General features: G+C 42.3%; 12 protein-coding genes. 4 read left to right on the top strand and 8 right to left on the bottom strand.

Annotation, left to right across the window (positions count from 1 at the left end; translation table 11 throughout):
- Positions 1–176: 176 nt before the first annotated feature.
- The 7 genes from LCD32_RS15045 to LCD32_RS15075 all read right to left on the bottom strand — a co-directional run bounded on the left by LCD32_RS15045 (position 177) and on the right by LCD32_RS15075 (position 8,659).
- Complete coding sequence (locus tag LCD32_RS15045) at positions 177–1,022, bottom strand: aldo/keto reductase (RefSeq protein ID WP_017359243.1); 846 nt, start codon at positions 1,020–1,022, stop codon at positions 177–179.
- A gap of 68 nt (positions 1,023–1,090) precedes the next feature.
- On the bottom strand, positions 1,091–1,960 hold the full coding sequence (locus LCD32_RS15050) for an ROK family protein (RefSeq protein ID WP_224564130.1): 870 nt from the start codon (positions 1,958–1,960) through the stop codon (positions 1,091–1,093).
- A gap of 63 nt (positions 1,961–2,023) precedes the next feature.
- Positions 2,024–4,039 carry a Na+/H+ antiporter gene (locus LCD32_RS15055; protein ID WP_039963778.1) on the bottom strand — a complete coding sequence of 672 codons (2,016 nt, stop codon included), beginning with the start codon at positions 4,037–4,039 and terminating at the stop codon, positions 2,024–2,026.
- 320 nt (positions 4,040–4,359) lie between these two features.
- Positions 4,360–4,971: a trimeric intracellular cation channel family protein gene (locus tag LCD32_RS15060; RefSeq protein ID WP_007500242.1), complete on the bottom strand. Its 612-nt coding sequence runs from the start codon at positions 4,969–4,971 to the stop codon at positions 4,360–4,362.
- 345 nt (positions 4,972–5,316) lie between these two features.
- Positions 5,317–5,730 (bottom strand): disulfide oxidoreductase, encoded by a 414-nt coding sequence (locus LCD32_RS15065; RefSeq protein WP_007500241.1) that lies wholly within the window; start codon positions 5,728–5,730, stop codon positions 5,317–5,319.
- A complete protein-coding gene (locus LCD32_RS15070) occupies positions 5,727–6,413 on the bottom strand; it encodes a DsbA family protein (RefSeq protein ID WP_017359241.1) in 687 nt (228 codons plus the stop codon). The genes LCD32_RS15065 and LCD32_RS15070 overlap by 4 nt, the downstream gene beginning before the upstream one ends.
- A gap of 146 nt (positions 6,414–6,559) precedes the next feature.
- On the bottom strand, positions 6,560–8,659 hold the full coding sequence (locus tag LCD32_RS15075) for a heavy metal translocating P-type ATPase (protein WP_318010839.1): 2,100 nt from the start codon (positions 8,657–8,659) through the stop codon (positions 6,560–6,562).
- 422 nt (positions 8,660–9,081) lie between these two features.
- Between LCD32_RS15075 and LCD32_RS15080 the strand changes: the two genes are divergently transcribed.
- The 3 genes from LCD32_RS15080 to LCD32_RS15090 are packed head-to-tail and all read left to right on the top strand — an operon-like array spanning position 9,082 to position 11,649.
- Positions 9,082–9,825 carry a metal ABC transporter ATP-binding protein gene (locus tag LCD32_RS15080; RefSeq protein WP_008347622.1) on the top strand — a complete coding sequence of 248 codons (744 nt, stop codon included), beginning with the start codon at positions 9,082–9,084 and terminating at the stop codon, positions 9,823–9,825.
- A complete protein-coding gene (locus LCD32_RS15085; RefSeq protein WP_007500236.1) occupies positions 9,825–10,697 on the top strand; it encodes a metal ABC transporter permease in 873 nt (290 codons plus the stop codon). The genes LCD32_RS15080 and LCD32_RS15085 overlap by 1 nt, the downstream gene beginning before the upstream one ends.
- A 13-nt stretch (positions 10,698–10,710) precedes the next feature.
- Positions 10,711–11,649: a metal ABC transporter substrate-binding protein gene (locus tag LCD32_RS15090; RefSeq protein ID WP_035701381.1), complete on the top strand. Its 939-nt coding sequence runs from the start codon at positions 10,711–10,713 to the stop codon at positions 11,647–11,649.
- Between the two features lie 38 nt (positions 11,650–11,687).
- On the opposite strand, the gene LCD32_RS15095 is transcribed toward LCD32_RS15090, so the two are convergent.
- Positions 11,688–12,236 carry a hypothetical protein gene (locus LCD32_RS15095; protein ID WP_035701384.1) on the bottom strand — a complete coding sequence of 183 codons (549 nt, stop codon included), beginning with the start codon at positions 12,234–12,236 and terminating at the stop codon, positions 11,688–11,690.
- 88 nt (positions 12,237–12,324) lie between these two features.
- On the opposite strand from LCD32_RS15095, the gene LCD32_RS15100 reads away from it, so the two are divergent.
- Positions 12,325–12,933, top strand: coding sequence for a TetR/AcrR family transcriptional regulator (locus tag LCD32_RS15100; RefSeq protein WP_025207976.1), 609 nt, complete (start codon positions 12,325–12,327; stop codon positions 12,931–12,933).
- The last annotated feature ends 1 nt before the right edge of the window (position 12,934 follow it).

A 12,934-nucleotide genomic window follows, 5' to 3' on the forward strand; every position in this document is an offset into this window, starting at 1 on the left:
CAGATTGTTGACAAAGGGCTAAAATGAACTTGATTTTAACCCTTTGTCTTCTTTTCAGCGGTGATAGAAAACCTTTGCTGTACTGGTGCGTAGCGAATTTGACATTCGTGAGCACCTGCACGCAGGACTGACAAAGAATGCGAGGGTTTGTCTACACGCTAAGGGGATAATTTTATTTATTCAAACCCAACCGTCATCGTTTCTGGATTAGACCCGACACGTTCGTTATTATTAAGTGCATTGATTTTTTCCATGTCTTCTTGTGAAAGCTCGAAGTCAAAAATGTCGGCATTTTGTTTAATGCGTTCTTCATTGATTGATTTTGGAATGGTGACAACGCCGCTTTGCAGATCCCAACGCAAGATCACTTGAGCCACAGATTTGTTGTATTGTGCTGCAATTTCCTTTAATACGTCATGATCCAAAAGCTTTCCTTGCATCAGCGGAGACCATGCTTCAATTTGAATGCCTTTTTCTTTCGCATATTGTCGTAATTCGACAAGTGTCAGTTTTGGATGAAACTCTACTTGGTTCACCGCTGGAACAACCTCTGCATCTTTTAACAGCTCTTCTAAATGCTGCACGTAGAAGTTGCTGACACCAATCGCTCTTACTTTTCCATCTTTATAAAGCTTCTCAAGCGCACGCCATGTCTCTTTAAATGTATCTGCATTTGGTCCAGGCCAATGAATCAAATAGAGGTCTAAGTAATCAAGACCGAGCCGGTTTAAGCTTGCATCGAATGCAGCGAGTGCTTTGTCATATCCTTGATCTGTGTTCCATACTTTTGACGTAATGAACAATTCTTCTCTTTTGACGCCAGATTCTTTAATGGCTTTCCCTACGCCTGTCTCGTTTTTATAAACGGCAGCCGTATCAATGCTGCGATAACCGTTTCGTATGGCTGCTTTGACGGCATCAACCACTTGGTTGCCGTCCTCCACTTTGAATACACCTAAACCAAACCATGGCATTTCTACTCCGTTATTTAGTGTTACGGTATCATTCAAGCTTTTGACCATGTTAACAACCACCTTTTCATAGATTCCATCTTTTTCATTATCTCATGTTGTGTTTGAAAACTCTATTATCAGGCGTTTCTCTTCGCTTCAATCGCTAGTAGCAAAGCACCTGTCATACCTGCCTTGTCCTCAAGTCCAGGAGAGACAATGTATGTATCAAGCGGCGGCATGTCGACATAATCATTGACATACGCAGCCAGCTTCTCTCGAATGAGCGGAAATAGCTGTTTTTGCTTCATGACGCCTCCACCCATTATGATGCGTTCTGGGCTTAATATCAGCGTGTATTGCATTAATGCCTGTGCTAAATAATCTGCTTCAAGAGACCAAACTGCTTCTTCTTCGGTAAGCTCTTTAGCCGGCTTTCCCCACCTTGCCTCAATAGCTGGTCCTGCCGCCAGTCCTTCTAAGCAAGTACCATGCGCTGGGCAGACACCTGCAAACTGATCTGATTCATGCTGCCTGACCAGGATGTGTCCCATTTCTGGATGTGAGTGACCGTGGAGAAGCTCATGTTTCACAACAGCCCCGGCACCAATCCCCGTACCGACCGTGATATACAGACAGCTGCTTAGCCCTTTGGCGGCCCCTTTTGTCAGTTCACCTAATGCTGCGGCATTGACATCTGTCGTAAAGGACACCGGTACGCCTAATTGTTTCTCCAGCTCAGGTATCAACGGGTAATGCTTCCATTCAACTTTCGGCGTATTCATGATGTAACCGTAAGAAGGATCGTCTTTCTGGACACAAATCGGTCCAAAGGAACCGACCCCTAATGCTGCAATTTCATGTTGCTGAAAAAATGGAATAAGTGATTGGATGGTTTTTTCCGGGTGCTCTGTTGGAATGGTTAATTCCTCTATGATATCCCCATGCTCATTGCCAATGGCACAGCAGAACTTTGTCCCACCAGCTTCAATCGCTCCGTAATATGTCATCCTGCATCTCCCCCTGCTCGTCTCTTTTTTTCATCATAAAACATAGGGGAGAAGATGACAACATCATGTATTGGTCAGTAAGACTGCTTCCATGTCATTGATATACTCCCTTAAATGATGGGCAATATCACGATTGATTTCGCCATTTTCATATAAGGTTTGGATTTCATTACGAATCGTCTGTACGGCTTGGAAGTTAAGCTCTTTCTTCTTCCGGTCAAACGTACGATCCTTTTGCTGGAAGAAAGAAGGACCATGTTCACAGCGGAAAATTACTTGATTGTAAAACCCAATGACTTGATGACACGTTTGTTGATTGTCTTCGGTCATATGGTGCTTAATAGAATCCACCGCAGCTTCAGCCGTTTTCTTACGGATTTGTTTATACGATTCCTCGTTTTCTAATATGCCGCTTGAAATACGCTGATGCGGACGCCACAATTGAAGCCATTGTAGTAAGCGCAGAAACTTCACTTTTGAGAAACGAATTTTAAAGGAGTTGGAATAGAGCATTTCCAGCTCATGAAATCTCTCTTGCAGCTCATACGCTTCTTCTTTGTCGATTTTCTCTTCCTCGATCAACTGCTGAAGTTTCATCTGTTCTGCTTTAATGCCGTGCAGTCTGATTTTTCTCTCTTGTTTTCTCATACCAAACTGGTACGGTTCCCGCTGAATATTTCTCAGCTTCATTCGGTAATCATTGATGAGTGCAAGGGAGACTTCTCGATTGTCTTCATTCATTCCTTCTTTTAGGGTTTTAATGGCACTTCTCAGCAGCTTCCGTTTCGCGTGCTGAATCTTTGTATCTAAGTCCACATCCACTTGCTTATCTTTTTTCTCCGATAAAATAGGCAGTAGCACACTCGCTAAAATGAGTGTACATAAAATGACGCCTGCTGCGAGGAAAATAATTAAATGGCGCTCAGGAAATGGTGACCCGTCGGCAAGCGTAAACGGGATGGAGAAAGCACCCGCTAATGTAACAGCACCACGAACACCAGAGAATGTCATCAGCATAGAAGCACGCAGCTTCGGTTTTTTCGCATTCTTCTTTTTCGATACACTCCAGTTTCCTGCCCAGAACAGCCAAACCCATAGGAATCTGAGAATCATTAGACAGAATGTAATGATTAAAATGTAACTGATCACCTGCATATTATTAAAGGCTTCATCTTGGAAAATGACGGTCGATACATCAGGAATTTGTAACCCAAGTAAAACGAAAACAAGGCCATTTAAAATAAATAAAATAATATTCCACGTGTTTGAAGAAGCAATTTGCAGTTTTGCTAAATTCGCTTCCATTCGGTCTTGCTCGATGGCATGTGTCACACCACCGGCAACAACGGCTAAAATGCCCGATACGCCAATTTCTTCCGCTGCTAAATAAATCACAAACGGCGTGAGGATTTGCAGGATGATGTGCATTGTGACATCGTCCATGCCTAAACGGCGGAGAAAATAGCGGAAACGAATGATAAAAAACGACAGAATAAATCCGGTCAATAATCCGCCAGCAGCAATAAGAACAAAGCTAAAGGATGCCTCTGCAATGGAAAATGCCCCTGTAACCGTCGCTGCAATAGCAAATTTAAAGGCAACAAGTCCTGACGCATCGTTCATTAGCCCTTCGCCTTCCAGCAGTCTCATGATCCCCTTTGGCATATTCACACGGCTGGAAAGTGCACTTACAGCAACGACATCTGTCGGTGATAAAATCGCTGCAAGCGCAAATGCAGCTGGAAGTGGTATGCTTGGAATCATCCAATGGATGGTATATCCCGCGACAATGACTGTCGCAAATACGAGCCCTAAAGCTAATAGAAGAATGGGCGCTCTTAATTTCCACAGCTCGTCCCTTGGGGTACGCTTCCCATCATTAAATAACAGTGGTGCAATAAATAAAACGAAGAATAGCTCAGGATTTAAAGAAATATGTAAACCTGAAGGAAAAGCTGCGACCAATATCCCTAAACCCACTTGGATTAATGGAACTGGAATAAAGGGCAGAAAACGATTGATAATATTAGATGATGCAATGAGTGCTAGTAGTACGAGCACTGCCAAAAAAATCTCCAAGTACATGTCCCTCCCATTTCATTTTTTCCGTCATGTTTTGCTTACATGCAAAGATGTGTTCATTTCTTTCAGATCCATCCGTTCGGTCATGAGCGTTTCTTTAGTATCCCGCAAAAAGCGAAACCAACACATAACAATCCATCTAGGCAAAAAAAGACTGAATCTACATATTCAGTCAAATGACAACATTTTCATCTCGTGTATTGTTCCAATGATGAATAAAGAACCTACTTTTATTTTACACGAAAACAGCTTGACCTGCTGACATCAAGCTCGAATAACACATAAAAAAAAGAGCGACACATCGCCCTCTTTTCGTTTTACCCTTTATTTAAAAAATAAGATCTAGCGGGAAGCCGCCATTTGAATAAGTAGGAACAAACCCTGCATATAACGAGGATGACAAACAGCAGATATAAAGCAAGCTCTCCTTGCGCTAAGCCGAGTCCGACGAGTAAGCCGCCAAGGGCTGCCCATACTGCGTAAATCTCTGCTTTTAGCACAAGTGGCTTTCGTCCTGCCAATAAATCACGCACAATGCCTCCGCCGCTTCCAGTCAAAATCGCTGCCACAATGACCGCACTGAGCGGGAGCTCTCTTTGTACAGCAAATAATGCACCTTGAATTGCAAAGGCTGCTAAACCGATCGCATCCGAGAAATTCCCCCACGTGCTCCAGTGCTTGAGCAAAAGCTTTGGAAATAGAAACACGATCGTAATGGATACAAGGGCAATGGTAAACATTTTGCCCTGTGACCATAAAGCAGACACCGGAAGACCAATTAATAGATTCCGAATCGCTCCACCGCCAAATGCTGTGACAATCCCTAAAATGTACACACCAAGAATATCGTACTCTTCCTCCATTGCGACAATCGCACCACTAATGGCGAATGCCACAATGCCAATAATACTTAACACTTCCCATGCCATTTTCCGCTTATCTCCTTACCATTGTCTGATCATCTAACACTCTCCCCTTAATGTATATCTGACACAAATGAAAAGCAATACAAATTTTCTTTAAATTTTATCTTTTTGCAAAAATAAAAAATAGCCTGCTTAAAAGCAGGCTCAGATTGTTGACAAAGGGCTAAAATGAACTTGATTTTATCCCTTTGTCTTCATTTCAGCGTGATAGAAAACCTTTGCAGTCTAGGAAGGACGAGTACTGGCGCGGAGCGAATTTGACATTCGTGAGCACCAGCACGCAGGACTGACAAAGAATGCGAGGGTTTGTCTACACGCTGATAGCCTGCTTAAAAGCAGGCTATCTCCTCAATCTTCTTTTGCATTTAAAAGCAGCATACTAATGATGATCAGAATAAATGCAATGAGAGCTAAGAGTGGAATGGTGATAAAACCAAACCAGTTCAGATAATCAACGGAACAAGGAATACCGCTTAGACAAGGACGAATCGATGCAAAGCCTGGAATCTTTTGTTCCATATAATGATAGATGGAAAAGCAAGCACCAATCCCGGCCAAAGGGAGAACGTAGTACTTCACTTTGACATCGCCACGGAATGTAGCAATTCCAAGTAAAAGCACAAGCGGATACATGAAAATGCGCTGAAACCAGCACATATCACATGGAATAAACTTCTTTACTTCGCTTAAATACAGGCTGCTCATCGTCGCCACAATCGAGACGATCCAAGCGCTGTATAAGTAAATCAGTTTATTCTTCATGATTTTTTCCCTTTCAGCTCTTGATCAATTAATTCTTTGATTTCATCATAGTCATAAAAGTTTTGGACTTGTTTATTGTTAATGAAAATAGTTGGTGTTGCATTTACTTTGTATTGATTCACCAGCTGATCATCTGTGTTCAACTGTGGCTGATATGTTTTCTTTGATAGGTTATCTTTCAGCTTGTCCGTATCAATTTTCGTTGTCTTCTTCGCCAATTCGGTGAGCTTTGCTGGCGTTACCCATTCTGCTTCACTATCTGGTTGTGCGTTGTAGACCGCTTCATGAAATGCCCAGAAGTTTTTCGGATCTTCTTTCCACACTTCTTCAGAAGCCAGTGCTGCTAATACCGCACCGTCCCCATGAACAGGCAGTGGTAAGTTAATAAATGAGAAGGATACATCGCCATTATCTATGTAGTCTGCTTTCAATTTTGGGAAAATGTCAGTCTCAAATGATTTACATGATGGACATTTGTAATCCCCAAACTCGACAACTTGCACTTTTGCCTTTTGATCTCCCATGACAGGCTGTCCTTTAATAGACGGCTTACTGTCGACCGTTTGTGCTTCTTGGCTGTTGTTGTTACCGATCACAACGAAAATACCGATGAGAAGAGCTGCAATGATGGTTAATATAACTGCAAACTTGATGGATGAAGATTGATTATTTTTTTTACTCACAAAAGCACCTACCTTATCTTTTTCATTCATTCCTTCACAAAGAAAAAGGATAACAGCTCAGGAAAATGCCATTATCCAACTTCTTCTATTTTAACAAGAGGGGGTCTATTATGAAAGACGCTATTCATGAATTTTTCCTTACAATTTTATTTCATGACCCTCATCGCATTTAAAACAGCCAGTACAGTGACACCAACATCCGAGAAGACGGCTTCCCACATCGTTGCAATACCGAATGCACCAAGTATGAGGAAGACGGCCTTCACCCCAAGAGCAAACGCAATATTCTGCCATACGATGGCTCTCGTTCTTTTAGCGACAGCAATAGCTTCCGCTACCTTCGATGGCTGATCTGTCATAATCACAATATCAGCCGCTTCAACTGCTGCATCTGAACCAAGTCCACCCATGGCAATACCTATATCCGATCTTGCCAAAACCGGCGTATCGTTTATGCCGTCACCAACAAACAATAATTTGTCTTGAGATGCTTTTTTCTCATACATGTCTTCGATTTTGGCGACTTTATCCTGTGGCAATAATTCAGTGTGAACTTCGTCAATGCCGATCTGTTGTGCGACTGCATTTCCTACTTGCGCAGCATCCCCTGTAAGCATCACGGTTTGAATGCCCGCAGCTTTTAGAGAAGATATCGCTTCAACTGCATCGTCTTTTACTTCATCTGCAATCAAGATCGATCCCGCAAACTCACCGTCTATTGCTAAATACACAACCGTTCCGCTTCGTTTTTCTTTTTCAAAAGCAATGCCCTCTCGTTCCATCAGGCGATGGTTACCTGCCAATACATGAGCTCCGCGAATTGTCGCTTTGATCCCATGACCCGCAATATCCTCGTAAGATTCGATCTGGCTCTCATCAAGAGACGCCCCGTAAGCCGCCTTAATCGATTCCGCAATCGGATGCGAAGAATGCGCTTCTGCCAGTGCCGCAAAAGAAAGCAATTCCTCTTCTGACCATTTCTCATTCGCTGCTTCGATATGAGTGACTGTAAAGTTCCCTTTTGTCAAAGTACCTGTTTTATCAAACACCGCATAGCGCACAGAGTTCAAGGCTTCTAAGTAGTTACTGCCTTTCACTAAAATACCTCGTTTTGATGCGGCACCAATCCCGCCAAAGAAACCTAATGGAATGGATACAACGAGAGCACATGGACACGAAATGACAAGAAAGACAAGTGCCCGGTACACCCAATCAGACAATTGAGCTGATGGGATGAGAAGCGGTGGTACAAAGGCAAGCAATAAAGCTAGCACGACCACAGCAGGTGTATAATATTTAGCGAACTTTGTGATAAAGTTTTCTGTCTGCGCTTTACGGCTGCTTGCATTTTCGACTAAATCCAAAATCTTCGTAACCGCTGACTCACTGAGCTCTTTTTGCACTTCAATTTCAAGAATGCCGTTTTGGTTCACAAATCCAGCAAGCACTTCTTTTCCTGCTTCCACATCTCTTGGAACAGACTCACCAGTTAGTGCAGAGGTATCCACAAGAGAATAACCGTCTATCACGCGTCCATCCAAAGGAATTTTTTCACCTGGTTTGACGACAATACGGTCACCCGCTTTAACTTCTTCCGGCTTTACCTTTTTTGTTTCTTGCCCCACTTTGAGGTTTGCGTATTCTGGACGGATATTCATTAATTCGCTAATTGATTTTCTAGAGCGGTTCACAGCTGCCCCTTGGAACAGTTCTCCAATTTGGTAAAACAGCATGACTGCCAGTGCCTCAGGATACTGCTGAATCACAAAAGCACCAACTGTAGCTATTGTCATTAAGAAGTTCTCATCAAATAATTGACCGCGCACAATATTTTTTAGCGCTTTCAAGACAACATCTCCACCAACTAGTAAATACGCGGCGAAAAACATGATGAACTTCAGTAAGCCATTATCAGGTATAAAATAAGCCGCCGTTCCAATGACTGCACCACCAATTAATTTCAGTACAATCGTTTTTAAATTCTTTGTTCCATGATCGTGATCGTGGTGATGTCCTTCTTCTTTTGGTGATACACTCACATGAGGTTCAATGGACTGAACGGTTTTTTCAATACGCTTTGACATCGTTTCTTGTGCATCAGCATGTGTCACAGTTAATGTACCCGTCGCAAAATTAATTGAGCAGGCTTCAACCCCTTCGAGTTTGCTGACACCTGTTTCAATTTTACGTGCACAGTTTCCACAATCGAGACCGCTTAATACGTATTCATCCTTCATCTTTTTCATGTTCTCACCTTTTTCTATATAAGTAGCCTTCCCTGATTCAATCAAACCTATCAGCTGCTGTAGATATTATATATGAGCACATATTCATATATTGAATTACCCTTATTATATGAGGAGTTCTTACAAACTGTCAATCATTTATAAGCAAATGTTTGAGATTTTTCGTATTCAAGGATGTCACGTGAATTTTCAATAATCCATGCTCATGTCCCCTCTTCGTTGCATAACATAAAAACGATCGCTTGATGGGAATATTCAGCATTTCTCTTTACAAAAGAAGGACATACGATTAGAATAAGATAAAAGTTTCCTTAAGGAAACAAATTAGCGTTGGAGAATCATTTCATCCTTTAGTCAAAATTATTAAATGTATGCATATATTTTTAGGAAACGCAATTGATGATCGAAAGGGGCCGCAAGAGATGTCAAACGCTTTAACAATCGACCGCCTGTATGTCTCATACCACGGACAGGATGCACTAGAAAACGTCTCTCTTTCCATACAGGAAGGAACGATGACTGGAATCATTGGTCCAAATGGTGCTGGTAAATCGACTTTATTGAAAGCATGTTTAGATTTAATTGAAAAGGATCAAGGGGATATTCGTTTTTTTGAACAACCCTTTAAACAAGTGAGAAAACAGATCGCCTATGTACCGCAAAGAAATGATCTAGACTGGACGTTTCCTATCCATGTGCTGGATACCGTACTGCTTGGCACATACCCAAAGCTCGGATTGATCAAACGACCGAAAAAAGAAGACCGTGCCTATGCGTACCATTGCTTAGAAAAGGTCGGGATGCAGGACTTTGCCAAAAGACAGATTGGGGAATTATCTGGCGGTCAGCAGCAGCGTGTCTTCCTTGCACGAGCACTCGCTCAAAACGCACAGCTCTTTTGTTTAGATGAACCATTTGTCGGAATTGATATGGCAAGTGAAGAAACGATGATCGGCATTTTGAAGGAATTACGAGATGAAGGAAAAACCATTCTGGTCGTCCACCATGACTTAAGTAAAGCCGATGATTACTTCAGCCATCTCGTTCTTCTAAATAAAAAGCTGGTCAAAGCAGGGCCTGTACATGATATTCTTCGTCCTGAGGTCATGCTCCAAGCATACGAAACACAACTGCCATTTTTAAAATCAGCAGGAGGAGACGCGTAATGGAATTCTTAACCGGACTTTTTGAATATGCGTTTTTACAAAAAGCGTTATTTACATCCGTTATGGTAGGGATCATCTGCGGCGTCATTGGCTGCTTTATCATTTTACGGGGAATGGCTTTGATGGGAGATGCGATTTCACACGCTGTACTTCCAGGTGTCGCCATCTCTTATATGCTCGGCATTAACTTTTTCTTTGGTGCGGTTCTAACTGGTGTACTGACAGCCATCGGCATCGGATATGTCAGTCAAAACAGCCGTATTAAAAATGATTCTGCCATCGGGATCGTATTCACTGCTTTTTTTTCCATTGGGATCATTTTGATTACATTTTTAAAAAGTTCCAGCGATTTATATCATATCTTGTTTGGAAACGTACTAGCCGTTCGTTCATCTGATATGTGGATCACGCTTGGCATCGGCATTTTCATTTTGCTGGCTGTCATTGTTTTCTACAAAGAACTGCTCATTAGTTCATTTGATCCAGTGATTTCTTCGGTTTACGGTTTACCGAATCGCATGATCCATTATTTCCTCATGACCTTATTGACCCTAGTGACCGTGGCGTCTCTGCAAACTGTAGGTATTATTCTTGTTGTTGCAATGCTTATTACACCAGCTGCCACCGCTTATTTACTGACAGACCGGCTATGGATCATGATTTATTTATCTGCTTTTTTTGGAGCAGTTTCAGCCGTCGTAGGACTTGGGCTCAGCTTTACGTATAACTTGTCGTCTGGTGCTTCCATTGTGCTGGTCGCGACCATATTATTCGGCAGTGCCTTTATCTTTTCACCGAAACAAGGGATATTGTGGAGATCCTTAAAATCGAAGCGAAAACGAACACAGTTAAAAAAGGAAGCGTCTATGTAAAAGGAGGACATATATGAAGAAGGTATTAGCAATCCGTTTGACCGCAGTATGTATTGCCCTTTTGGTCATCGCAGGCTGTTCTACTCAGCAAAAGAGTTCCGGAAAAGATGACGGTACATTAAAAGTTGTCACGACCTACTCCATTCTTTATGACATTGTGAAGGAAGTAGGCGGACAGCATGTCTCTATTCACAGCATTGTTCCCATTGGTACAGACCCACATGAATTTGACCCACTACCAAAGGATGTTCAGTATACGACGGATGCAGACCTTGTTCTATCTAATGGCTTGAACCTTGAAACAGGGAATGGCTGGTTTCAAAAACTGCTTGAATCGAGCGGCAAGGACGGAGCTGATGCACCTGTAGCCGAGCTGAGTAAAGGCGTCAAAGTGAAGCATTTGTCTTCAAAAGGGCTTGAAAGCCAGCAGGACCCACACGCATGGCTGAATGTCGAGAATGGGATTCTTTATGCGCAAAATGCCAGAGATGCACTCATTCAAGCAGATCCTGAGCATAAAGAGGATTACGAGAAAAATGCTGAAACCTATATCAAAAAGCTTCAAACGCTTCACAATGAAGCAAAAGATAAGTTTGATCAGCTGCCAAAAGACAAAAAACTCCTTGTCACAAGCGAAGGGGCATTCAAATATTTTGCGGATGCGTATGGACTGAAAGCCGGCTACATTTGGGAGATCAACACAGAAAGTGAAGGAACACCTGGACAAATGAAGCGCATCATTCATTTTGTTAAAGACCATCAAGTTCCTGCCCTTTTTCTTGAAACAAGTGTAGATAAGCGCAGCCTTGAAAGCCTATCTGAGGAAACCGGAATTCCGATTAAGGGGAAAGTATTTACGGACTCTATTGGCAAAGAAGGTGAAGATGGGGACAGCTACTATAAGATGATGAAATGGAATATTGACACCATTTACAAAGGATTGTCCTCATAGCAAAAAGACAGGTGGAATGAGTCCGCCTGTCTTTTTTGTCAACCTGCTATATTTTCTGGGTGTTTTTTCGGCCAAATGACGTAGCTGATGCTAATGACGAAATCAATGGTTAAGACCATCCCCCACACACTGACAAGCTGCATCAGAGATTCCGTTCGTTCTGGTGCTTGGATGAGATAGGTCAATCCATATAACAGCCCCGCTCCGATGACATAAGAGATGAAATGACGCGTCCAGCCCACCATTTCATACAAAGACCGCTCCTTCCCGTACTTTGGTTTCCCCTTTGGCTTAGGGCCACCTGCAAAACGATAAGCAAACTTAGCATCCGCCCATTTCACCATTTGATGTCCAAAGGCCAGACTCACACCAATATAGACAGCCGCAAGCCCGTGAATGACGCTCGCCACAGCCCCTTGCTTTAAATCTATATAAGTAGCCGCAAGAAGGATGAGATCTAAAACCGGCGTACAGACAAGAAAGAAAGCACCCCATTTTTTCTGTTTAAATACATAACGCAGTGTTAAACCCATAAGAATAAACAGCCAAAAACCAATTTCACATGCCACAATCAATAAACCGACCAATTTCCCCACATCCTTTTTAATACGATTGTATTAAATAAAAAATAACACAACTGTGTTAAAAAAACAATAGCTGTGCTAAAATCAAGGTATGCCAAAAATCGTCGATCACCATAAACAAAAACAAAAGGTCGCTCAAGCTGCTATGAGAGTGATTAAACAAGAGGGATTGGAAAGCGCTTCTGTACGAAAAATAGCCGTTGAAGCTGGCATTTCAGCCGGCTCTATGCGTCATTATTTTTCCACACAGCAAGAATTATTTCTATTCTCCATGAATTTAATTCAGGAAAGAGTGAAGGAGCGAATTGCTAAGCTTCCATTAAACGGTTCAACAGAGGAAAATGTATTCACATTATTGGAGCAGGTTCTTCCACTAGACGAAGAACGAATATTTGAAATGGAGGTGTGGCAGGCTTTTACAGTCAAGGCACTGACTGAACCAGATTTACAGCCGCTCAATGCAAAGATGTATGACGAGCTTTTTCAAACCGTTCAATTTTGCTTAATGAAATTGAAAGAGGATGAGCTACTGCTAGATCATCTCGATCTTTTATTAGAAACTGAGCGGCTTTATGCGGTCATCAATGGGCTTGCATTGAATGGAATCGTACAGCCCCATCGTTTACCGCCTCAGCTCATGCGCTCCGTGCTGCAGATGCATCTTCAATCCATCACAAAAAAAGACATGCCCTCCTTATAGA

Source organism: Bacillus sp. RSS_NA_20, assembly GCF_020165915.1.
GTDB lineage: Bacteria > Bacillota > Bacilli > Bacillales > Bacillaceae > Bacillus > Bacillus altitudinis.

Coding starts and splice junctions, on each gene's coding strand:
- LCD32_RS15045 (WP_017359243.1), bottom strand. CDS start 1,022: ATGGTCAAAAGCTTGAATGATACCGTAACACTAAATAACGGAGTAGAA.
- LCD32_RS15050 (WP_224564130.1), bottom strand. CDS start 1,960: ATGACATATTACGGAGCGATTGAAGCTGGTGGGACAAAGTTCTGCTGT.
- LCD32_RS15060 (WP_007500242.1), bottom strand. CDS start 4,971: ATGGCATGGGAAGTGTTAAGTATTATTGGCATTGTGGCATTCGCCATT.
- LCD32_RS15065 (WP_007500241.1), bottom strand. CDS start 5,730: ATGAAGAATAAACTGATTTACTTATACAGCGCTTGGATCGTCTCGATT.
- LCD32_RS15075 (WP_318010839.1), bottom strand. CDS start 8,659: ATGAAAAAGATGAAGGATGAATACGTATTAAGCGGTCTCGATTGTGGA.
- LCD32_RS15080 (WP_008347622.1), top strand. CDS start 9,082: ATGTCAAACGCTTTAACAATCGACCGCCTGTATGTCTCATACCACGGA.
- LCD32_RS15085 (WP_007500236.1), top strand. CDS start 9,825: ATGGAATTCTTAACCGGACTTTTTGAATATGCGTTTTTACAAAAAGCG.
- LCD32_RS15090 (WP_035701381.1), top strand. CDS start 10,711: ATGAAGAAGGTATTAGCAATCCGTTTGACCGCAGTATGTATTGCCCTT.
- LCD32_RS15100 (WP_025207976.1), top strand. CDS start 12,325: ATGCCAAAAATCGTCGATCACCATAAACAAAAACAAAAGGTCGCTCAA.